This window comes from Streptomyces turgidiscabies Car8 (genome assembly GCF_000331005.1).
In the GTDB taxonomy this organism is placed as follows: domain Bacteria; phylum Actinomycetota; class Actinomycetes; order Streptomycetales; family Streptomycetaceae; genus Streptomyces; species Streptomyces turgidiscabies.
Genome location: NZ_AEJB01000414.1, coordinates 1 through 21,274, shown reverse-complemented (window position 1 = coordinate 21,274; position 21,274 = coordinate 1). Strand labels below are relative to the sequence as shown.

The 21,274-nt window shown below is 70.1% G+C and carries 18 protein-coding genes; 7 read left to right on the top strand and 11 right to left on the bottom strand.

The annotated features are described in order from the left end of the window. Nucleotides 1–26 precede the first annotated feature (26 nt). The 5 genes from STRTUCAR8_RS30085 to STRTUCAR8_RS30065 all read right to left on the bottom strand — a co-directional run bounded on the left by STRTUCAR8_RS30085 (nt 27) and on the right by STRTUCAR8_RS30065 (nt 7,990). Nucleotides 27–3,347: a S8 family peptidase gene (locus STRTUCAR8_RS30085; protein ID WP_044473151.1), complete on the bottom strand. Its 3,321-nt coding sequence runs from the start codon at nt 3,345–3,347 to the stop codon at nt 27–29. 194 nt (nt 3,348–3,541) lie between these two features. Further along, nucleotides 3,542–4,225 (bottom strand): ABC transporter ATP-binding protein, encoded by a 684-nt coding sequence (locus tag STRTUCAR8_RS30080; protein ID WP_006379891.1) that lies wholly within the window; start codon nt 4,223–4,225, stop codon nt 3,542–3,544. Nucleotides 4,226–4,379: 154 nt separating this feature from the next. Beyond that, the gene (locus STRTUCAR8_RS30075) at nt 4,380–5,873 is read right to left on the bottom strand and encodes an ABC transporter permease (RefSeq protein WP_006379918.1); all 1,494 of its coding nucleotides are present in this window, start codon (nt 5,871–5,873) and stop codon (nt 4,380–4,382) included. A gap of 224 nt (nt 5,874–6,097) precedes the next feature. Beyond that, nucleotides 6,098–7,369, bottom strand: coding sequence for a L,D-transpeptidase (locus STRTUCAR8_RS30070; RefSeq protein ID WP_044473150.1), 1,272 nt, complete (start codon nt 7,367–7,369; stop codon nt 6,098–6,100). 267 nt (nt 7,370–7,636) lie between these two features. Further along, the gene (locus STRTUCAR8_RS30065) at nt 7,637–7,990 is read right to left on the bottom strand and encodes a hypothetical protein (protein ID WP_006379917.1); all 354 of its coding nucleotides are present in this window, start codon (nt 7,988–7,990) and stop codon (nt 7,637–7,639) included. A gap of 110 nt (nt 7,991–8,100) precedes the next feature. On the opposite strand from STRTUCAR8_RS30065, the gene STRTUCAR8_RS30060 reads away from it, so the two are divergent. Beyond that, entirely contained in the window at nt 8,101–8,508 is a 408-nt protein-coding gene (locus STRTUCAR8_RS30060; protein ID WP_006379920.1) for a hypothetical protein, read from the top strand. A 66-nt stretch (nt 8,509–8,574) separates the two neighbouring features. Here the strand turns inward: STRTUCAR8_RS30060 and hutH are convergent, their stop codons facing one another. From hutH to STRTUCAR8_RS30045, 3 genes are all read right to left on the bottom strand, one after another. Beyond that, on the bottom strand, nt 8,575–10,113 hold the full coding sequence (gene hutH, locus STRTUCAR8_RS30055) for a histidine ammonia-lyase (RefSeq protein ID WP_006379890.1): 1,539 nt from the start codon (nt 10,111–10,113) through the stop codon (nt 8,575–8,577). A gap of 94 nt (nt 10,114–10,207) precedes the next feature. Beyond that, complete coding sequence (locus STRTUCAR8_RS30050; protein ID WP_006379916.1) at nt 10,208–11,365, bottom strand: GGDEF domain-containing protein; 1,158 nt, start codon at nt 11,363–11,365, stop codon at nt 10,208–10,210. A gap of 125 nt (nt 11,366–11,490) precedes the next feature. Next, a complete protein-coding gene (locus STRTUCAR8_RS30045; protein WP_006379899.1) occupies nt 11,491–12,297 on the bottom strand; it encodes an enoyl-CoA hydratase/isomerase family protein in 807 nt (268 codons plus the stop codon). Nucleotides 12,298–12,533: 236 nt separating this feature from the next. Between STRTUCAR8_RS30045 and STRTUCAR8_RS30040 the strand changes: the two genes are divergently transcribed. Then, the gene (locus STRTUCAR8_RS30040; RefSeq protein ID WP_234372508.1) at nt 12,534–13,355 is read left to right on the top strand and encodes a hypothetical protein; all 822 of its coding nucleotides are present in this window, start codon (nt 12,534–12,536) and stop codon (nt 13,353–13,355) included. A gap of 62 nt (nt 13,356–13,417) precedes the next feature. Here STRTUCAR8_RS30040 and STRTUCAR8_RS30035 read toward each other — a convergent pair whose 3' ends face one another. Both STRTUCAR8_RS30035 and STRTUCAR8_RS30030 read right to left on the bottom strand, forming a co-directional pair. Continuing rightward, entirely contained in the window at nt 13,418–14,542 is a 1,125-nt protein-coding gene (locus tag STRTUCAR8_RS30035; protein WP_006379915.1) for an adenylate/guanylate cyclase domain-containing protein, read from the bottom strand. A 233-nt stretch (nt 14,543–14,775) separates the two neighbouring features. After that, the gene (locus STRTUCAR8_RS30030; RefSeq protein ID WP_006379894.1) at nt 14,776–15,696 is read right to left on the bottom strand and encodes a biotin--[acetyl-CoA-carboxylase] ligase; all 921 of its coding nucleotides are present in this window, start codon (nt 15,694–15,696) and stop codon (nt 14,776–14,778) included. A gap of 120 nt (nt 15,697–15,816) precedes the next feature. On the opposite strand from STRTUCAR8_RS30030, the gene STRTUCAR8_RS30025 reads away from it, so the two are divergent. From STRTUCAR8_RS30025 to STRTUCAR8_RS30015, 4 genes are all read left to right on the top strand, one after another. Continuing rightward, complete coding sequence (locus tag STRTUCAR8_RS30025; protein WP_006379919.1) at nt 15,817–17,421, top strand: acyl-CoA carboxylase subunit beta; 1,605 nt, start codon at nt 15,817–15,819, stop codon at nt 17,419–17,421. A gap of 12 nt (nt 17,422–17,433) precedes the next feature. Continuing rightward, nucleotides 17,434–17,643 (top strand): acyl-CoA carboxylase epsilon subunit, encoded by a 210-nt coding sequence (locus STRTUCAR8_RS30020; protein WP_006379910.1) that lies wholly within the window; start codon nt 17,434–17,436, stop codon nt 17,641–17,643. A gap of 77 nt (nt 17,644–17,720) precedes the next feature. Then, nucleotides 17,721–17,849: a morphogenic membrane protein MmpB gene (gene mmpB, locus STRTUCAR8_RS55210; protein ID WP_006379912.1), complete on the top strand. Its 129-nt coding sequence runs from the start codon at nt 17,721–17,723 to the stop codon at nt 17,847–17,849. Between the two features lie 53 nt (nt 17,850–17,902). Next, entirely contained in the window at nt 17,903–18,526 is a 624-nt protein-coding gene (locus STRTUCAR8_RS30015; RefSeq protein ID WP_006379900.1) for a nucleoside triphosphate pyrophosphatase, read from the top strand. A gap of 21 nt (nt 18,527–18,547) precedes the next feature. On the opposite strand, the gene STRTUCAR8_RS30010 is transcribed toward STRTUCAR8_RS30015, so the two are convergent. Then, nucleotides 18,548–19,072 (bottom strand): hypothetical protein, encoded by a 525-nt coding sequence (locus STRTUCAR8_RS30010; RefSeq protein WP_059072940.1) that lies wholly within the window; start codon nt 19,070–19,072, stop codon nt 18,548–18,550. Nucleotides 19,073–19,437: 365 nt separating this feature from the next. Between STRTUCAR8_RS30010 and STRTUCAR8_RS30005 the strand changes: the two genes are divergently transcribed. Continuing rightward, nucleotides 19,438–21,210 carry an acetyl/propionyl/methylcrotonyl-CoA carboxylase subunit alpha gene (locus STRTUCAR8_RS30005; protein ID WP_006379903.1) on the top strand — a complete coding sequence of 591 codons (1,773 nt, stop codon included), beginning with the start codon at nt 19,438–19,440 and terminating at the stop codon, nt 21,208–21,210. Nucleotides 21,211–21,274: the final 64 nt, after the last annotated feature.

Below are 21,274 nucleotides of genomic sequence, written 5' to 3'. Positions count from 1 at the left end.
CGTGGCGTCAACACGTCACCGGCGGCTCACTTGCCGTAGTACGCGTTGTAGATCGAGATCGTCGACTTGTTGTCCTTCTTGTCACTGATCTTGGCGTGGAAGGAGATCGCCGCCCCCTTCGCCGGGTTCACGACGGTGACCTTGCCGTTCTTCACCGTCAGCTTCTTCCAGGTCTTGCCGTAGTCGTACGAGGCGTACACCGACAGCGTCTTCAGGTTGCTGCCGCGTGCCGCGCCCTCGACGACGACCGGGAACGTGACCTTCGTACCGGCCGCGACCTTGTTGTCCAGGCCGACCGGCGCGTTGAAACGCACCGAGGACACCGGGAGCTTGGCCCCGTCCACCCCGGGCTTCTTCGAGCGGAACGTCCAGCTCGCGTCGATCCGCGTGGACGCCTGGGCGATCTTGACGCTGCGCTTGACGGACGTCGTCAGCTTGTACGCGGCGTCGCCCGCCGGCACCGTGAACGCCTTACCGCCGAACATCGGGTCGTCGTTCGTGCCGACCTTCTGGCCGTTGCGGTAGAGCGTGGTCGCCACCGACGTGAAGTCGGACGAGCCGGGGTGGCCCGCGCCGTCGGAGAACAGCGGCACCAGACCGTAGATGGAGTTGCCGTCACGGTAGACGCCGTAGTCCGGGAGCAGCCGGGGCCCGAAGACGGCGGTGTTCCAGGTGCGCGCGTACGTGCCGCCACCCTTCAGCGTCTGCGGGATGCCGAGCGTGTAGAAGGCCTCGGGGATCGAGAAGCCGTCCGCGTCCTTGCCGTTGAACTGGGTGAAGTCGAACATCCACTGGACCTTCTCGCCCGTGGACACGTACTGGGTACGGGTGCCCGGCAGCGCCTGCTCGACGAGTGTGCCGAAGGCGAAGTCCTCGGGCAGGAGAGCGAGTGCGCTGAGCGCGCCGGTCCTGTTGGGGGCTCCGCCGCCGAGCCGGTTCGACACCGTGGCGAAGTCGCTCGCCTTGAAGTGGCGGACCTTCTCGCCGGTGATCTTCTTGACCTTGGCGGTGGTGATCGCGTCGTACTCCGCGCCCGCGCCCTTGCTGAACTGGCCGAACCAGGTCTGCGAGAGGCCGGTGACCTCCGCGCCGAGGTGGGCCATCCGCACGTTCGCGAAGGAGTCGAGGGACACTCCGATGCCGATGCCCGGCGTGTCGTACATGTAGTTGACCATCACGCTCAGCGGCTTGGCTCCGGCGTCCGGCACCGTGATGTCCGCCCCCTTGGTGGTACGGGCGTCGATCGTCACCGAGGTGTTCTTGGTGACCGCCAGCTTCGGCTGGACCACCCAGTCGAGGCCCTCACCGCCCAGGTCGGGCTTGGTGAAGTCCTTCGCGATCCACCCGTCCAGCAGGTAGGTGCCCTTGGGCAGCCGCATGGTCGTGATGCCGGTGGTGGCCGTCGGCACCTGGTAGTAGCGGTCCAGGGCCAGACCCGCGTAGCCGAGGACGACCGTGTTGTACTCGCCTGTCGGCCGACCGGCCTTGTCGATGTGCTTGATCGTGACGTCGTACGACTCGACCTCACGGTTGACCGCCGCCGCCGTACGGACGCTCTGGGCGCCGGCCGTCGCCGTCACGTACGAGGAGTACGCGCCGTCGAGGGTGCCGCCGAGCTTGGTGTTGACGGTGTAGCCGACCGCGGCCTTGCCGCCCGCCGGGACCTTCAGGGTCGTCGCGGCCAGCTTGAAGAAGCCGGCCGGAGCGGCCTGGCCCTTCGGGTTGGTCGCCGTCGCCGCCAGCTTCAGCGTGACGTCGGCCGTGCCGAGGTTGCGGTACGTCAGCTGCTTGGTGACCGGGGTGTCGTCGGTGTGCGGCCACGCCTGCGTGCCGAAGCTCACCGACACGGGGTCGGCGATCACGGTCTGCTTGATGGCCTGGTCGACCTGGATCCGGCCCGAACCCTGCTGGAACGGCGTGTACTTGCCGCCCTTCGCGGACCCGGTGAGCGCGCCCTTGATCTCGGCGTACGTCCAGGTCGGGTGCTCCTGCTTGAGGATCGCCGCCGCGCCCGCCACATGCGGCGTCGCCATCGACGTACCCGAGATGGTGAGGTAGCCGGCCGGCTTCTCGCCGACCTCCTGCTCGATGACGCTGCCCTTGGCGGAGGCGGCGGTGATGTCCACGCCGGGCGCGGTCACGTCCGGTTTGATGGCGCCGTCGCCGACGCGCGGGCCGGTGCTGGAGAAGTCGGCCAGCAGGTCCTTGTCGTCGACCGCTCCGACGGTGAGCGCCGCGTCGGCGCTGCCCGGCGAACCGACCGTCTCCGGACCGGAGTTGCCCGCCGCGATCGCGAAGAGGATGCCCTTCTCGGCGGACAGCTTGTTGACCATCGCCTCCAGCGGGTCCACCTCGGGGGTGTCCTGGCCGCCGAGGCTGAGGTTGACGACCTGGGCGCCCTGCTCGGCCGCCCACTCCATGCCGGCGAGGATGCCCGAGTCGTCACCGGAACCGGTGTCGTCCAGAACCTTGCCGTTGAGGATCTTGGCGCCGGGTGCGACGCCCTTGTACTTGCCGCCCGACTTGGCCCCGGTGCCGGCCGCGATGGACGCGACATGCGTGCCGTGACCGAACTTGTCGGTGGCGCTCGTGGCCGTGGAGAAGTTCTTGGCCGCGATCACCTGGTCCTTGAGGTCCGGGTGGGTGGCGTCGACACCGGTGTCCAGGACGGCGATCTTGACGCCCTTGCCGTCGTAGCCGGCCGCCCACGCCTTCGGCGCGCCGATCTGCGGGACGGACTTGTCGAGGCTGGCCCTACGGGTGCCGTCGAGCCAGATGTGCGCGATCCCGGCGGCGGTCCTGTCCCCGTTGGTCACCGCGTCCCAGAGTTCGGGAGTGTCCTTCTGCGGTGTCTGCACGGCGTCCGCGTTCAGGGACTTCAGTGTCTGACGGAGGGTGCCCGCCTCGCGGACGTCGGCCTTGGTGGCGGTCGCCGCCCCCGTGTAGCCGACGATGACCTTCAGTCCCTTCTGCTGGGACTTCCGGGTCGCCGCCTTGTTCAACTCTGTGATGTCGAACAGGCGTTGGTCGAGCTTGCCGCTCGACACAAGCCGGGCGGCGTCGGCCGGTACGACGAGCGTGTGCCCGTCGATCTTGCGGATCTGTACGGGTATCTTGTCGCGGCCCGCCGCCCGCTCCAGGCCGACGACACGGCCCTTGGCGTCGACGGCGACCCGGTCGCCGGTGATGAGTGTGATGCGGTGCGTCGGCCTGAGCTTCTGGGCAGCGCTGGTCACGCGCTGCTGCTCACCCTTCGCGTCGGCCTTCGCGGAAGCCGGGCTGGTCATGCCCGCCGCGAGAGCAACTGCGGCTGCCGTGGCGACGGTTGCCACGCATGCCCTTTTCACTTGTGTGCGCAAGTCTCCCCCAGGAGCGCTGGCTGAGTACCGGGCAGTTCCCCGTTCACCCGGCAAGGGGGGAGTCCCGTACGCATGAGCGCACACCCCCCCGACCGGAATTATGCCGAGGGGTGATCAGCCGCTCAATAGACTGGACGATTGCGCGTTGGCTGTTACGAGTCAGTTACGAAACCTTGCGCGCTTTACCTGCCGGCGTTCTCCTTCACGGTGATCTTTCCCTTGCGGATGGTCGCCACCCTCGGGGCTTTCTTCGCGATCGCCGAATCGTGCGTGACCATGATGAAAGTGAGCCCGAGCTCCTTCCACATGGTTTCGAGTACGTCCATGATCTCGTCGCGCATCGACTCGTCGAGGTTGCCGGTGGGCTCGTCGGCGAGTAGCACCTTCGGCTGCTTGACCAGCGCACGAGCGATGGCGACACGCTGCTGCTGACCGCCGGACATCTCCCCCGGCAGATGCCCGAGCCGCTCCCCGAGCCCCACCGACCTGAGCGCCTCGGCGGCCCGGTCGCGCCGTTCCCCGCCCTTCACGCCCAGCGGCACGAGAGCGGTCTCGACGTTTTCCTGGGCGGACAGCGTCGGAATGAGATTGAAACTCTGGAAGACGAAGCCGATGTTCTCGCTGCGGACTTTGGTGAGGCGACTCTCGGACAGTTTGGCGAGATCTGTTCCATCGAGATCGATAATTCCCTCGGTGGGCCGGTCGAGCCCGCCGAGCATTTGCAGCAGCGTCGACTTACCGCCGCCGGTGGGGCCCTGGATGACGAGACGGTCGCCGTCGGCGATGGTCAGGTCGATGCCGGCGAGGGCGTCGACGGTCTCTTTGCCTCGGGTGTAGCGCTTGACCACACCTTTGAGTTCGTACATGTAAGTGGCTCCTGGGTGGGGTTGGGGGTGCGAGCTGTCATTCGTCGGCTGCGGGCCGGTGGGGGCTGGTCGCGCTCACGCGGCGGAGTCGCATATGAATGCAGCCCCGCGCCGCTAAAAGATCCAGCCCCGCCCGTCACAGGCGAGCCCCGGGCTACTCGACTCGCCTCAGTGCGTCCGCCGGGCGCAGCCGGGAGGCGCGCCAGCCGCCGAAGGCTCCGGCGATCAGGCCGCCGGTGACCGCGAGGCCGACCGCGAGGGCGATGGTGGAGAGCGCGACGGGCGCGGTGAGCGCGACCGTCAGGGCCTTGGACGCGGCCTGCCGGCCGAAGCCGCCGCCGGGGAAGCCGCCTCCGCCGCCGGGACCGCCGTTGCCGCCCGAACTGCCCACCTCCGCCTGGAGTTCCGGGCTGATCGCGGTGACGACATAGGCACCGGCGAGGCCGAGCGCGATACCGAGGGCGCCGCCCACCAGCCCGTTGACGACGGCCTCGCCGACGACCTGCCGGGTGACCCGGCCCGACTTCCAGCCGAGCGCCTTCAGCGTGCCGAACTCGCGCACCCGCCGGGAGACGGCCGAGGAGGTGAGCAGGCCCGCCACCAGGAAGGCGGCGACGAGCACCGCGATGGACAGCCACTTGCCGACGTTGGAGGCCAGGTCGGAGGCGGTGGACAGCGACCCGGAGACGGTGCTGGCGAGATCGGCGGACGTCGTGACCGTCGTACCCGAGATGTTCTTCTGGATCGTCGACTTGACCGCGCTGATCTGCTGGGAGTCGGTCGCCTGGACGTAGATCGTGGTGACCTTGTCCTTGGAGTCGCTGAGGGTCTGGGCCTGCTGCAGCGGGATATAGAGGTTGGCGGCCGAGTCGCCGCTCTCGGGGGTCGCGATGCCGATGGCCTTGAACTTGACGCTCTTGATGGTGACCGTGCTGCCGACCTTGAGCTTCTTCTCCTTGGCGTAGGCGGCGTCGACGACCACGACCTTGGCGTTCGTCTCGGCGGTCGTGAACGTACGGCCGCTGGTGATCTTCGAGGAGGTCAGCGGGCCGAGGGCCGGCTTGGTGACGTCGGTGCCGTACACCGAGTAGTTGTTGACGTCGAAGTTGGCGCCGCCGCCCTCGACACGCCCTTGCGGAGCGCCTGTTGAGCCGCCACCGCGGTTTCCGCCGCCCTGCTGGTCGCCGGTACCGCCGTTGCTCTGCTGGTCCTGTCGGAACTCGCCCTGCCGGAACTGACCACTGACCTTGATGACCTGGAGGCTGAGTCCGCCGACGGCGTCCGAGACGCCCTTCTGCGTATCGACCTTGGTGACCGTGGACGCGGCCAGGGTCTGGAAGCCCTGGACCAGCACCCGGTCGCTGCTCTGCTCGGCGGTGGAGTCGCCGCCGTCGGGCCGCGCGTCGAACTGGAAGCGCCGGCGCTGGGTGTCGGCGGTGCCCGTCTGGGCCGCGGCGGCCTTGGTGACGGTCATGTCGGTGCCGAGTCCGTACAGCGACTGAAGGACCTTGTCCTGCGCCTTCGACATGCCCGCGGACACCGAGGTGACCACGATGACCAGGGCGATGCCGAGCGCGAGCCCGGAGGCGACGACGAGTGCCGCTTTTCGGCGGCGGCGCAGTTCGCGCCTCAGGTAGGTGAAGAACATGGCCGCAAGCTAGGTACACCGCGTGATGACGCGATAAGTCCCGCATAAGAGAAGCATGAGAAGGCTGTGATCGGCCTCGGAAAACGGCCTCAGGAGCCTGAGAGGCCCGGAAAACCCGGGAAACGCCGAGGGCGGTCGCTCGTCACGAGCAACCGCCCTCAGGAGTCAGGGAGTCAGAGCCAGTCGGTCGGGGACAGTGGAGACCAGCCGGACGTACCGACGGATCAGACCTCCGACCCGGCCTTCCAGTCCGCCCAGCTCAGGTTCCAGCCGTTGAGTCCGTTGGCCGGGTCGACGGTCTTGTCGCCGGTGTTCCGGACGTCGACGACGTCACCGATGATCGAGTGCTCGTAGAACCAGTAGCCCGCGGAGTTCTTGTCGTTGGCGCCCTTGGTGTCGTCCAGGCCGACGCAGCCGTGGCTGACGTTGGCGCTGCCGAAGGTGTCCGAGGAACTCCAGTAGTTGCCGTGCACGAAGGTGCCGGACGTGGTCAGCCGGATGGCGTGCGGTACGTCCTTGATGTCGTACTCGCCCTTGCCGTCGTCGTCGGTGAAGCCCACGGTCGCGCCGTTCATGCGCGTCTCCTTGAACTTCTCCGACATGACCATCTTGCCTTCGTACGTCTTGTTGTCGGGCGAACCGGCGGAGATCGGGATGGTCTTGATGACCGTGCCGTTGTGGGTGATCTTCATCGTCTTCGTCTTGGCGTCGACGATGGAGACCTGGTTACGGCCGATCTTGAAGGTGACCGTCTTCTGCTGGACGCCGTAGACGTCCTTCGCGCCCTCCACTCCGTCGAGCGCCAGCTTCAGCGTGACGGTGGAGTTCTCCTGCCAGTAGTCGTCGGGCCGGCAGTCCATGCGGGTGTCGTTGAACCAGTGGCAGACGACCTCCTGCCCGCTGGTCGAGGAGACCGTGACGGCCTTCTGCACGGCCGCCTTCTCGGTGATCGCCTTGTCGAAGTTGATCGACACGGGCATACCCACACCGACGGTCGAGCCGTCCTCGGGGGTGAAGTAGCCGACGAAGCTGTTCGCGGCGGCGACCGTGGTGAACGAGGCGTTCTCGTGCGCGGCGCGGCCCTTGGCGTCCGTCGCCTCCGCCGTCACCTTGTAGGTGGTGGCGCGCTCCAGCTGGGCGCTCGGCTTCCAGCTGGTCTTGTCGGCCGATATCTCGCCGGCGACCGCCTTGCCGTCCGCCGTCGTCATCTCCACGGACGTGAGGGTGCCCTTTGCCACCGCCACCTGGGCCGCGTTGTTGATGGAGGCGTTGTTTGAACCGTCCCCGGGTGTGATCTTGATCTGGGCCTCGGAGGTCTTCTCGGCCGCCGCCTCGTCGGCCTTGGCCTGCGAGGTGTCGGTACCGCTGTCGCCCTTGGAGGCACTGTCGCTGTCGCCCCCGCTGCACGCAGAGAGCACCAGCACACCACCGAGCAGGGCGGACGCGGCCGTCAGACCCTTGCGCCGCCTACTGTCCCTCATCACACGCTTCTCCATCGTTGCCGTATCCCAAAACCACGAGTCCCCGTACGGAACCTGGAACCTGCAAGTCCCCTTGACAATCTTCAACGCTACGACCGGTTCGCCCCGTTCCACATTCGCTCAGCGTGTGGGGCACACCACGTCGTCCGGGTCACAGGGGGCTGTCCGCCCGTCCCGCACTCCACCGGGTCGCGTGATGCCACTGCCGGTCACTGCTTCTCCTGAGACGACGAAACCCCGGTCGGCGGTTGCCGACCGGGGTCACGAATTTCCCCAGCCGGGTCAGCCGTCGACCCGTTCCCCGACCACTTCGTCGCCGTCCGCCTCATCATCCTCGTCGAGATCCCAATCCGGCGAATCCGGGTCGTAGTCGATCTCCTCGCTGCTCCAGGACGCCTGTGCCAGTTCGGTTCCCGGCACCTCACCGACCAGGTCGAACGGGTCCACGAGGTACGCGAGCGCCTCCGCGGTGTCTTCCGTCACAGTGTCCTCGGCGTGCACCCGCTCGTCGGCCGGCATCTCGGTGTCAGCGGCGATCCGCTGCAGCGCGGCCTTCGTCAGGGCGTCCACGTCGTCGACCTCGACGACCAGTTCCACCCGAAGCCGTACAAAACGTGATGTCTCTGATGTGCTCATGGTCGAAGAGCGTACGGCTCACAGCTCCCGCAACTTTCCCACGACCCACGCCTTTCATTAGCATCGGGGTCACGGCCAATTCGCCAGCGCCACAAGGGGATCGATATTCCGTGTCAGCCGCACGTCGATCGTTGTTGACCGCCACCGCCGCGGGGACCCTTCTGGGTGCCCTGTGGTTCGTCCCGTCCGCCAACGCGACGGCCGAGAAGTCGGTGGAGCAGCGACACAGAGCGGACACGTCCCTGTCCACGATGTCGGAGCACACCCGGCAGATCTCCATGACGAGCACCACCGGAAGCGCGAGTACGAGCACGAGTACGCGGGCGAGCGCCGACACGAGTACGACCGCCACCACCACCTCGGCCACCACGACCTCGGACTCGGCCGCCGACGGCACCCGCCTCGCCGACACCGGCAGCTTCGACACCACCCCGTACGTCGTCGGCGGCACGCTCAGCCTCGCGCTGGGCGCCGCGTTCGTGACGTACTCGCTGCGCCGGGAGCGCCTGGGCTTCTGAGCGGGACCCCGAGACGACACAGGAACGCCTCGGGGCACCAGGAGCGACGGCTGCCCCTGCCGGTGGCTACTGGAGCGGGCCGGTCACCGGCTCCACCGCGGCGACCAGGTGGCCGCCCCGCACGAACACGTCCGCCGCGGCGAGGTCGGGCGCCAGGAAGCGGTCCGGCCCGGGTCCCTCGACCCCCGCCGCCCGTACGGCGTCGATGACGGCCCGGGACGCGGGTGCGGGCGTCAGTCCCTCCCGCAGTTCGATGGCGCGCGTGGCCGCGTACAGCTCGACCGCGATGATCCGGGCGAGGTTGTCGACGGCCGTACGGAGCTTGCGCGCCGCCGACCAGCCCATCGAGACGTGGTCCTCCTGCATCGCGGAGGACGGGATCGAGTCGGCCGACGCGGGTACGGCGAGCCGCTTCAACTCGCTGACCAGGGCGGCCTGCGTGTACTGGGCGATCATCAGCCCGCTGTCCACACCGGCGTCGTCCGCGAGGAACGGCGGCAGCCCGTGCGAGCGGTTCTTGTCGAGGAGGCGGTCCGTGCGCCGCTCGGCGATGGACCCCAGGTCGGCGGCGGCGATGGCGAGGAAGTCGAGGACGTACGCCACCGGAGCGCCGTGGAAGTTCCCGTTGGACTCGACCCTCCCGTCGGGCAGGACGACGGGGTTGTCGACGGACGAGGCAAGCTCCCGCTCGGCGACGAGCCGGGCGTGCGCCATGGTGTCCCGGCCGGCGCCGGCGACCTGCGGGGCGCAGCGCACGGAGTAGGCGTCCTGGACGCGGGGCGCGCCGTCCTGGTGGTGCCCGGTGAGCTCGGAGCCCTTCAGCACGGCGAGCATGTTGGCCGCGCTGGCCCCCTGCCCCGGATGCGGCCGGATGGCGTGCAGCTCGGGCGCGAGCACCTTCTCGGTGCCGAGGAGCGCCTCCAGGGAGAGCGCGGCGGTGACGTCGGCCGACTTGTAGAGGGTGTCGAGGTCGGCGAGGGCCATGATCAGCATGCCGAGCATGCCGTCGGTGCCGTTGAGAAGGGCGAGGCCCTCCTTCTCGCGCAGCTCGACGGGCGCGATGCCGTGCTCGGCGAGGAGTTCACCGGCCGGCCGTACGACCCCGTCGGGCCCTTCCGCGTCACCCTCGCCCATGAGCGTGAGCGCGCAGTGGGAGAGGGGGGCGAGGTCACCGGAGCAGCCGAGGGACCCGTACTCGTGCACGACGGGGGTGATGCCGGCGTTGAGCAGGTCGGCCATGGTCTGCGCGACCTCGGGCCGCACGCCCGTGTGTCCCGAGCAGACGGTCTTGAGCCGCAGGAACACCAGCGCCCGTACGACCTCGCGCTCGACCCGCGGTCCCATGCCGGCGGCGTGCGAGCGGACGATGTTGCGCTGCAGCTGGGCGCGGAGTTCGGGGCTGATGTGCCGGGTCGCCAGGGCACCGAACCCGGTGCTCACGCCGTACACGGGCTCGGGCTTGGCGGCGAGCGCCTCGATGATCCCGCGGGCCTTCGAGAGGGCGGCGACCGCCTCCCCGGACAACTCGATCCGGGCCCCGCCGCGCGCCACGGCGAGCACGTCGGCCGCGGTCGTCCCGGACGTCCCCACCACCACAGTGTGCATATCCATATTCAGGAGCGTACGCAGTGAATTCCAGGATGTCACTACCGGGTGGCCGGTACACCCCTTACACACCAGCGACTCACGCGCCTTCGCCTCACGAACGGCGCCCACGGAACCGCCGCCGCTCGACAACCCCCTCCCCGGAGGGCTCCTCGGCGAGCTGCACCACCGGGTCGTCGGGGCCCTCGCGCCCGGCGACCACCGGCCGGTCCGCGTGAACCGCCTTCGCCCGGTACTGCGCGGCGTCTGCGAGCCGGAACAACCGGCGGGCCGTCCGCACCGGACCGATCGCGTCGGCGGTCGAGGCGATCCCACAGGCGACCCCCTCCCCGAGCTCCAACTCACCGGCGCGACGGCACAGTTCACCCGCCGCCCGCACCACCTCGTCGACGGGCACGCCGACCACCAGCAGACAGAACTCGTCCCCGCCGAGACGGGCGGCGAGGGCGCCGGGCAGCATCGCCCCGCACAGCGACAGCACCGACCCGAACCGTTCGAGGAGCCGGTCGCCGACCGCGTGTCCCAGGGTGTCGTTGACGCGCTTGAGGCCGTTCAGGTCGCAGACGACCAGGCTGACCACGGCACCGTCCCGCCGGTGCCGTTCGATCGCCTCGTCGAGGTGGGCGTCCACGGCACGCCGGTTGGCGAGCCCGGTGAGCGCGTCGGTGAAGGCGAGCCGCCGGGCCTCCTCCAGCCGCTCGGTCTGCGCGATCCCGGCGGCGACGACGGACGCCAGTACGGTCGCGAAGTCGGCGTCGGCACGGTCGAAGACGGGGGCGCCGACGGGCCGGGCGACGTACAGCTCGCCCCAGGCCCGGCCGTGCAGCACCACGGGGGCGACGACACAGCAGCCGCGCTTCCGGCGCCGTAGGGCGGCGACGCGCTGTTGGCAGTACCCGGCACGCCCCTCCGCCGGTCCGCACGCGGGCCCCTCCGCGGTCTCGACCCAGGCGTTGGGTTCACCACCGCCCGCCCATCGCTCGTGCAGGAACTCGGCGATCTCCGGGAACTGGTGCACGGGGTAGGCCTCCCCCTCCGGGAACTCCTCCTCGTCGGGCGCCCGCTCCCCCACGTTCACGAGGACCCGCAGCCGCCCGAGCTCCCGCTCCCACACCGACAGCGCGGCGAAGTTACCGGTCAGGGCATGACAGGCACCGAGCGCGGCGGCACGCCAGGTCTCGCGGGGACACTGCGCGGCGGCCATGCCCTGCGCGAGCGTCACGACGGCGTGGAGCCGGCTTTCCTCACCCATTGATCCAGGTTAGGAAGGTTTTGGATGATTTGAGACATCGAGCGGGCGAAAGAGGTGCCCCCTGCGGGAGAGGTCACGGGAGGTGCCATGAGCTGGGCCTCGCACGGCCGAGAACACCGGGCCACCTACTCCCCCGGCCAGACCGGCACCCGCTTCTCGGCGAACGCCGCGACCCCCTCCGCCCGGTCGCCCGAGAAGGCCACGGCCCGCCACGCCGCGTCCTCCACCTCCAGCCCCGCCTTCAGGTCCAGCCCGAAGCCCACCCGCAACGCCCGCTTGGCCGCCCGTACGCCCACCGGGGAGTTCGCCGCGATCCGGGACGCCAGCGCCAGCGCCTCCTCCCGGTCGCGCCCCGTCTCGACCAGTACGTCCACGAGCCCCAGGGCGCGCGCCTCGTCCGCCTCCACCCGCCGCGCGGTGAAGATCAGCTCGGCGGCCCGTGCCGCGCCCACCCGCCTGGGCAGCAACTGCGTACCGCCGCCCCCCGGGATCACCCCCACGGACACCTCCGGCAGCCCCACCACCGCCGTACCGTCCGCGACGATCAGATCGCAGGACAGCGCCAGCTCGAAGCCGCCCCCCAGCGCGAACCCGTGCACCGCGGCGATCGTGGGCATCGGCAGCTCCAGCACACCCGTGTACGCCCCCCGCGCCACCGGCCGCTGCCGGACCAGTTCGGCGTCGGACATCGAGTTCCGCTCCTTGAGGTCGGCCCCGACGCAGAACGCCCGGTCATGGGTGGAGGTCAGCACCACCGCGCGTACGTCACGGTCGGCGGCCAGCGCGGCACACGCACCGGCGACGGACCCGGCCATGGCGGAGGAGACCGCGTTCATGGCCTTCGGCCGATCGAGGACCAGCTCGGCGACGTGATCGTGCCGCCGGACCACGACGAACTCCCCGAACCGCTCCTCGGACCGTTCCTCGCCCATGACACCCTCCTGGTTAACGCAGGTTAACTACGGCCGCCCCGATCATCGCAGCCGGCCCGCACCCAGGGGAAGCGCGAACGGAGAAGATGCGGCGAAGGGGCAGGAGGGCATGGGAGGCCGTCTCTCCTCGTTCGGGTGACATCTCACCGATCTCACGAAATTTCCCGCCGGGCAGCGCATAACGTGCGCTCCGCCGCGGCGCACCCGGGGCGTGAACGCAACGGGTAGGGATCGGGATGACGGACACCACGACAAGGCCTGTCGACACGGGCACACCAAGGCACGCACAGGCCCCTCGCCGGGTGCCGCCCAAGGCCCAGCCGTGGGCCCCACCGCAGTTCACGACCCCTCCCCGGGCCTGGACCCCTCCCCCGTCCCCCACCGCGCCCCCGGCCCCCGAGGCCGCGCCCGCCCCCCTCGTCAACCGCCCGCGAGGCAGGCACCGCAAGCCCCGCCCCCGCAAGGTCCTGCTCGCGGCGGGCGGCTTCGCGCTGGCCGCCGGGGTACTGAGCCTCGTACGGCTGACGCCCGACGGCGGAGTGGACGGCGTCGGCAGGGCACAGGCCCAGTCGGACCTGGACACGGACACGAACGCGCACACGAGCGTGGACACGGACACCTCGGCCGACCGCACCGGCAACACGGCGGCCACGGTCGGCAGCGTCCCCACGCCGAACCCGTCGGCGAGCGCCCCCATGGGCGGCGCGACCCCTGTCCCGACCACACCCCCGACAGCGCTCCCGACCGCCCTCCCGAGCACCACGGGCCCCCTGCGGCCCTTCCCTCTGGGCGCGCTCCCCACGCCCCTCGCCCCCGCGGCCGACGCCACCACGATCCCGCAACAGCCCAGCACACCGACGCCCACCGCCACCCCCGGTGCTCTCCGGCCGGGAACCTCGACACCGCCCCCGGCGGCGCCCCAGCCCCCGCAGCAGACACCGCCGGCCGCCGCACCGGCCCCCGAGCCCCCCGCACCGGCCCCACAGCCCTCGTCCCCCGGCGGAGTGTGCGTACCGCTCATCGGCCTGTGCGTGGACGCACTGAACCACCACCACTGAGCACCGACCCGTGCGGACGTCGGGCGGCAGAGCTGAGCGAACGGGCTGCCGAGCCGCCCGTTCTACGTGAGCGGCCCCGACCGTCGGGTCAGCAACCAGGGTTCGACCACGCCGAGGCCGCGTACCGGCCGCTGCCACATGGGCTGGAGCGCGAAGCGGTAAACAGGCGGTTCCTCACCCTCCTTCTCCGCGGTGGCGGCGGCCTCGGCCGCCTCCGCCTCGGAGGCGGGCGCGTCCCCGGTACGGATCAGCTCCTCCGCGAACGCCGCGTCGACGAGCACCGCGTCCCGTGGCGCTATCGACGTCAACCGCGAGGCCAGATTCACCGTCGACCCGAACACATCACCCATACGGGTGGTCACCGTGCCGAACGCCATCCCGACCCGCAGCTCGGGCATCGTCTCGTCGTGCGCCATCGTCTCGATCAGCCGCAGCGCGATCTCGGCGGCCACGCCCGGCTCGTCCGCCGCGTACAGCACCTCGTCGCCGAGCGTCTTGACGAGCCGCCCACCGTTCGCCGCCACCAGGTCGGCGGCCGTGGTCTCGAAGGCCTCGACGAGTTCGCCGAGCTCCTCCTCCTCCATACGCCGGGTCAGCCGCGTGAACCCGACCAGGTCGGCGAAGCAGACGGCGAGCCGCCGGTCGACCATCTCCTCGTCGTCGGCGGCCTGCACGACCCGCCCGGTCGCGGCGGCGAGCTGGCGCCGCCAGACGTACACGATGAACTCCTCCAGCTCGGGCAGGAGCAGCTCGATCAGCGGGTACGTCACCTCGGTGCGCGTCATTCCGGGCTCGGGCGGCTCGGTCAGCCCCTCCAGGAAGGAGTCGATCTGCCACTCGGCCAGACGGGCGGTGGTCTGCCCCGTGGAGCGAGCCACCTGCACGGCCATCGCCTCGCTCAGCAGCCCCGCCTCGACGAGACCGGCGAGCCGGCGCAGCGCGAGTACGTCCGCCTCCGTCAGCGCCTTGGCCTGCCCGATGTCGGCGAAGCCCATCGCCCGCCAGAAACGGGAGGCGAGTTCCATGGAGACACCGGCGCTGCGGGCGGCCTGAAAGGGGGTGTAGCGCCGCTCGGCACCGAGGATGAGCTGTTCGAGACGCAGGGCGAGCGGGTCCTCACCGGGGTCGGCGATATGCCCATCCACCCGGCTGCCCGCCGCGTCGGAGCCCGTGTCGTCGACGGTCACGCCTGCTGCCCTTCCGATCTGTCACGGTCAGATATCGACCGCCCTCAACGATACGGCCTCGCTCCGCCGGGTTCAGCAGGGACGACGCACCCGGTATTGGTGTGACCGTCACTCGGGGCTGCGCCCCCAGGCCCCCCTACGGCCCTGAACGGGCCTCGCCCTCAAACGCCGGACGGGCTGGAAATGCCGCCCGGTATACGGACTGGAAACGGGTGGGCGGGTGGGAAATCCTTCTAAGCGGGCCGCAGGTGCACGACATCCCCCGCCCCCACCGGCTCCTGCACCCCGTCCCGGGTGGCAAGCACAAGCCGCCCGTCCCCGTCCACGGCAACCGCCTCCCCCACCACAGACCTCTCCCCCGGCAACTCCGCCCGCACCGTCCGCCCCAACGTCGCGCACCCCGCCGCGTACGTCTCCTGCAGCCCGGACAGCACCGGGTCCCCCTCCACCGACCGCCACCGCACGTACCACCGCTCCAGCGACCGCAGCACCGCCCGCAGCAGCGGGTCCCGGTCCGTCGCCACGGCCCCCGCCAGCACCAGCGACCCCGCCGTCGGCACCGGGAGTTCGTCCTCGCGCAGGGTGACGTTGATGCCGATGCCGATCACCACCGCGTCCGTACCGGCCCGCTCCGCGAGGATCCCGCCCGCCTTGCGCTCCGCGCCCCCCACATTCACCAGCAGGTCGTTGGGCCACTTGAGGGACGTATCGACGCCCGCGGCCCGTGACAGGCCCGTCGCCACCGCGACCCCGGTGAGCAGCGGCAGCCAGCCCCAGCGGGTCACCGGCACCTCCGTCGGCTTCAGCAGCACGGAGAAGAACAGCCCGGAACGGGCCGGCGCCGTCCACTGCCGGTCCAGCCGGCCGCGTCCGGCGGTCTGCTCCTCGGCGAGCAGGACCAGCCCCTCCTCCGCCTTGCCCGCGTTCGCGAGGGCGGCGAGGTCGGCGTTCGTGGATCCCGTACTGCGGACGACCTCCACCCCCGACCAGAGCCCGCCCTCCCGGACCAGCGCCCGGCGCAGCGCGCCCGCGTTCAGGGGCGGCCGGTCGAGATCGGACCAGCGCCCGTCGCTCCCCGTCGAACCCTTCGCACGCTCCGCGCCCTCCGAACCGTCTGCACCTGCGGTGTTCTCTGCGTCATCTCGCGGCGTCATGCAAGCCACACTAGATGTGGTAAACGCCGCACTGCCGATGGGTAGGCACGCCACTACGCTACGGATGAGTAGCCAATCCCCCTTCTGAGCACGTCACACTTTGCAGGGAGCCGCATCCCGATGGCCGAGCCGGTACAGCCGCAGCAGACCGACATCCACACCACCGCTGGCAAGCTCGCGGACCTGCAGCGCCGCGTCGAGGCGGCGACGCACGCCGGGTCGGAACGGGCTGTCGAGAAGCAGCACGCCAAGGGGAAGTTGACGGCCCGTGAGCGGATCGAACTGCTCCTGGACGAGGACTCGTTCGTCGAGCTGGACGAGTTCGCCACGCATCGTTCGACCAACTTCGGGCTGGAGCACAACCGCCCGTACGGAGACGGTGTGGTGACCGGTTACGGCACCGTCGACGGCCGTCCGGTCGCCGTGTTCTCCCAGGACTTCACCGTGTTCGGCGGCGCGCTGGGCGAGGTGTACGGCCAGAAGATCGTCAAGGTCATGGACTTCGCGCTGAAGACCGGCTGCCCGGTGATCGGCATCAACGACTCGGGCGGCGCCCGTATCCAGGAGGGTGTGGCGTCGCTGGGCGCGTACGGCGAGATCTTCCGCCGCAACACCCACGCGTCCGGGGTCATCCCGCAGATCAGCCTCGTCGTGGGGCCGTGCGCCGGCGGTGCCGTGTACTCGCCGGCCATCACCGACTTCACGGTCATGGTCGACCAGACCTCGCACATGTTCATCACCGGCCCGGACGTCATCAAGACGGTCACCGGCGAGGACGTCGGCTTCGAGGAGCTGGGCGGCGCCAGGACCCACAACTCCGCCTCCGGCGTGGCCCATCACATGGCCGGCGACGAGAAGGACGCCATCGAGTACGTCAAGCAGCTGCTGTCGTACCTGCCGTCCAACAACCTCAGTGAGCCCCCGCTGTTCCCGGAGGAGGCGGACCTCGCCGTCACGGACGAGGACCGCGAGCTGGACGTCCTGATCCCGGACAGCGCGAACCAGCCGTACGACATGCACACGGTGATCGAACACGTCCTGGACGACGCCGAGTTCTTCGAGACGCAGTCCCTCTTCGCGCCCAACATCCTCACCGGGTTCGGCCGGGTGGAGGGCCGTCCGGTCGGCATCGTCGCCAACCAGCCGATGCAGTTCGCGGGCTGTCTCGACATCGCCGCGTCGGAGAAGGCGGCGCGCTTCGTCCGTACCTGCGACGCCTTCAACGTGCCCGTCCTCACCTTCGTGGACGTCCCCGGCTTCCTCCCCGGTGTCGACCAGGAGCACGACGGCATCATCCGCCGGGGCGCCAAGCTGATCTACGCCTACGCGGAGGCGACCGTCCCGCTCATCACGGTCATCACCCGCAAGGCCTTCGGCGGCGCCTACGACGTCATGGGCTCCAAGCACCTGGGTGCCGACCTCAACCTCGCCTGGCCGACCGCCCAGATCGCCGTGATGGGCGCCCAGGGCGCGGTCAACATCCTGCACCGCCGCACGATCACCGAGGCGGAGGCGAACGGGGAGGACCCCGAGGTGGTCCGCGCGCGGCTGATCCGGGAGTACGAGGACACCCTCCTCAACCCCTACATCGCGGCCGAGCGCGGCTACGTCGACGCGGTGATCCTGCCGTCCGACACCCGCCGCCATGTCGTACGGGGGCTGCGCCAGCTCCGTACGAAGCGCGAGTCCCTGCCCCCGAAGAAGCACGGCAACATCCCGCTGTAAGGAGCCGGCGTCATGACGATCAAGGTCGTACGGGGCAACCCGACCCCCGAGGAGCTCGCCGCCGCCCTGGCGGTGGTCCGAGCCCGCGCCGTGGCGGCGTCCTCCACTCCGCCCGGCGCACCCGGCACGCAGGACGCGTGGGCGGACCCGGCGAGGATCGCGTCCCAGCGGCTCCCGCAGCCGAGCCCGACATCGTGGACCCGCACCTTCTGGCCCGGGTAGGCCTTGGAGGAAACAATGGGCCCGATTTGAGTACGCCTACTCAGGCGCCCCGCTCCGCCGGGCGGGACGCTAGTGGAATGTTGTGGTCCGATCCTGAGAACGAGCCGCCGAAGGAACTGCGCGACGCGCAGCGGATGCTTCGGCGGCTCAGCCTTCTCCTGGCGCTCGCCATGGTGGTCGCGATGATCGTCCTCGGCGTGCGGTAGGACGTGCGGTAGGACCTGTCCCGGGGCCCGCGGCCCGCCGATACCCTGACCGTATGACCGATGATCAGTCGCGCCGCCGTCTCGTGCTCGCCTCTCAGTCCCCCGCCCGGCTCAATCTGCTCCGGCAGGCCGGGCTCGACCCCGAGGTGATCGTCAGCGGGTTCGACGAGGACGCGGTGACCGCGCCGTCCCCGGCCGAACTGGCCCTCGCGCTCGCCGAGGCCAAGGCCGCCGTGGTGGCCGCGCGGCCCGAGGTGCAGGGCGCCCTGGTGATCGGCTGCGACTCCGTCCTGGACCTGGACGGCGAGGCGTACGGCAAGCCCGCCGACGCCGAGGAGGCGACCGCCCGCTGGAAGGCGATGCGCGGCCGGGAGGGCACCCTCCAGACAGGGCACTGCGTCCACGACACGGCGACGGGACGTCAGGTGTCGGCGACCGCGTCCACCGTGGTCCGCTTCGGCGAGCCGACGGACGAGGAGATCGCCGCGTACGTCGCCTCGGGCGAGCCCCTCCATGTCGCCGGGGCGTTCACGCTCGACGGCCGCTCGGCACCGTTCATCGACGGCATCGACGGCGGCCACGGCAACGTCATCGGTATCAGCCTGCCCCTGCTCCGCAAGCTCCTCGCCGAACTGGGCGTCGGCATCACGGAGTTGTGGACGCCCCGCGAGAGGTGACCAGAAGCGCGGCAGTCGCCGTCAGGGGGTGCTGGGGGTCGGCGGGGGCATCAGCGGGGAGCCGCCGTCGCCCACGGCCGGGGAGCCGCCACCGGAGCCGTCCGTGCCGTCCCCGCTGCCCGCGCTGTCCTGGGGGGTGATGGTCGCGACGCCGTTCTGCCGGTCGTAGGTCATCAGCAGGAGCACCACCAGCGCCAGCACCACGACCATCGTCAGGAACGCCGGCACGCCCACCAGCCCCCAGGCGAACGCCCCGAGCAGCGCGTGCACCACGGCGACGCTGATCAGCAGGACACGCCCGAGGCCGGCCGGGGAGCGGTCGCGCAGGGCGACGAGCAGGGCCACCACGCCGCACAGCGCGAAGTAGGCGCCGAAGACCAGGCCGCCGATCTTCGAGGACATGGACATCACGTCCGGGTCGAGGCCGGCGAGGGACATCTTCTGGTTGTCGACGACGATCCCCATGAACCAGTTCAGCGCGGCTATGCCGAACGCCTCCACGAAGAGGATGATCGCGACGATCCATGCCACCGGTCTGCGGACCACCGGCCCCCACCCACTTTCGACTGCACCACTAGTACGTTCGGTACATCCTGAACGCTACTAACGGGTAAACGCCCGGACAAGGGTTCGGCGAAGGTTCATCGGGGGGCAGAAAATCATTGGGCCGTTCGTAGGGACTCCACAAAGAAACCGAGTGGGCCGCAGCACGCTCTCACAGAGACCTTGACCACATCAGGGGGCTAGGGTTTCCGGAAGGAGTCCCGCGTACATAGGTGCGACAAGGGATTTCACGGGTAGGGCGAGCCTCGCATCACGCTCCGTGTGGGCAAGCTCACCAGTGGGGACGGGTCGATGCGCCGTGTCGGCAGTCCCTAAACTCAGCTTGTTTCAAGGAGGGAGCCTCAATCGTGCGCAAGGTGCTCATCGCCAACCGTGGCGAAATCGCTGTCCGCGTTGCCCGGGCCTGCCAGGATGCCGGGATCGCGAGCGTGGCCGTGTACGCCGACCCGGACCGGGACGCGCTTCATGTGCGTGCCGCCGACGAGGCGTTCGCTTTGGGCGGTGACACCCCGGCGACCAGCTATCTCGACATCGCCAAGGTGCTGCAGGCCGCCAAGGACTCCGGAGCGGACGCCATCCACCCCGGATACGGCTTCCTCTCCGAGAACGCCGACTTCGCCCAGGCCGTCATCGACGCGGACCTGACCTGGATCGGCCCGCCCCCGCAGGCCATCCGCGACCTCGGCGACAAGGTCGCCGCCCGCCACATCGCCCAACGCGCCGGCGCCCCGCTGGTCGCCGGCACCCCGGACCCCGTCTCCGGCTCGGACGAGGTCGTCGCCTTCGCCCGGGAGCACGGCCTGCCCATCGCGATCAAGGCCGCCTTCGGTGGCGGCGGACGTGGTCTGAAGGTCGCCCGCACCCTCGAAGAGGTGCCCGAGCTGTACGACTCCGCGGTCCGCGAGGCCGTGGCCGCGTTCGGGCGCGGCGAATGCTTCGTCGAGCGTTACCTCGACAAGCCCCGCCACGTCGAGACCCAGTGCCTGGCCGACACCCACGGCAACGTGGTCGTCGTCTCCACCCGTGACTGCTCGCTGCAGCGCCGCCACCAGAAACTCGTCGAGGAGGCCCCGGCGCCGTTCCTCTCCGAGGCACAGGTCGCCGAGCTGTACGCGTCCTCCAAGGCGATCCTCAAGGAGGCCGGCTACGTCGGCGCCGGGACTGTCGAGTTCCTCGTCGGCACGGACGGCACGATCTCCTTCCTGGAGGTCAACACCCGCCTCCAGGTGGAGCACCCGGTCACCGAGGAGGTCGCCGGCATCGACCTCGTACGCGAGATGTTCCGTATCGCCGACGGCGAGGAACTCGGCTACGGCGACCCCGAACTGCGCGGCCACTCCTTCGAGTTCCGCATCAACGGCGAGGACCCCGGCCGAGGCTTCCTGCCCGCCCCCGGCACCGTCACCACCTTCGCCCCGCCCTCGGGCCCCGGAGTCCGCCTCGACGCGGGCGTCGAGTCCGGCAGCGTCATCGGCCCGGCGTGGGACTCGCTCCTCGCCAAGCTGATCGTCACCGGCGCTACCCGCGAGCAGGCCCTCCAGCGGGCCTCCCGCGCGCTGGCCGAGTTCCAGGTCGAGGGCATGGCCACCGCCATCCCCTTCCACCGCGCGGTGGTCACCGACCCGGCCTTCGCACCCGAACTCACCGGCTCCACCGACCCGTTCACGGTCCACACCCGGTGGATCGAGACCGAGTTCGTCAACGAGATCCCGGCCTTCGCCGCGCCCGCCGATGTCGAGGCGGACGAGGAAGCGGGCCGCGAGACCGTGGTCGTCGAGGTCGGCGGCAAGCGCCTGGAGGTCTCCCTCCCCATCTCGCTGGGCATGTCCCTGGCCCGCACCGGCCTCGCCGCCGGCGCCAAGCCCAAGCGCCGCGCCGCGAAGAAGTCGGGCCCGGCGGCCTCCGGCGACACCCTCGCCTCCCCGATGCAGGGCACCATCGTCAAGGTGGCCGTCGAGGAAGGCCAGGAAGTCAAGGAAGGCGACCTGATCGTCGTCCTCGAAGCCATGAAGATGGAACAGCCCCTCAACGCCCACAAGGCAGGCACCATCAAGGGCCTGGCGGCAGAGGTGGGTGCCTCCCTCACGTCCGGCGCCCCGATCTGCGAGATCAAGGACTGACCCCGTACAAGGCACAAAGCGCCCGGCGGACTGATCACTCAGTCCCGCCGGGCGCGATTCTTTT